Raw genomic sequence first — 559 nt, forward strand, 5'->3', positions numbered from 1 at the left:
CCTCTGAAGTGCGCAGCCTCGCGCAGCGCTCGGCCGCCGCAGCGAAGGAGATCAAGGGCCTGATCGACGATTCGGTTAGTAAAGTGGCTGCGGGAAGCCAACTCGTGGGCGAAGCGGGAAAGACCATGGACGACATCGTCGAAAGCGTGAAGCGCGTGACCGACATCATGGGCGAGATCACGGCGGCCAGCCATGAGCAGACATCCGGCATCGAGCAGATCAATCAGGCCATCACGCAAATGGACCAGGTGACACAGCAGAACGCGGCATTGGTGGAAGAGGCCTCGGCTGCCGCGCAGTCGCTGCAGGAGCAAGCGGGCAGCTTGGTAGAGGCAGTTGGCGTCTTCAAACTGGACACCAGTCCCCATGTAATGCCCACCTTCAATCGGATAACACCAGTGCAAGCCGCCAGTGCTGCAACCAACGTAGCGCGGAGGGTCCACGGGAAGAAAGAGGCGGGCACCGCTCCCCAATTGACCATGACCAGCGGGGTCGCAGACGACTGGACGAAGTTCTAGACAGCTCTAGCTCAAGAGTCCTTGGCGCGTACGTATTGGGA

The 559-nt window shown here is 60.6% G+C and carries 1 protein-coding gene; it reads left to right on the plus strand.

Going from position 1 to position 559, the window contains the following annotated elements; all coding sequences use genetic code 11:
* Nucleotides 1-518 (plus strand): methyl-accepting chemotaxis protein (locus tag AC1DTN_RS38820; RefSeq protein WP_477925547.1); only part of this gene is annotated, 518 nt, incomplete at its 5' end.
* Between the last annotated feature and the right edge of the window lie 41 nt (nucleotides 519-559).

The organism is Rhizobium sp. 01T444 (genome assembly GCF_056398305.1).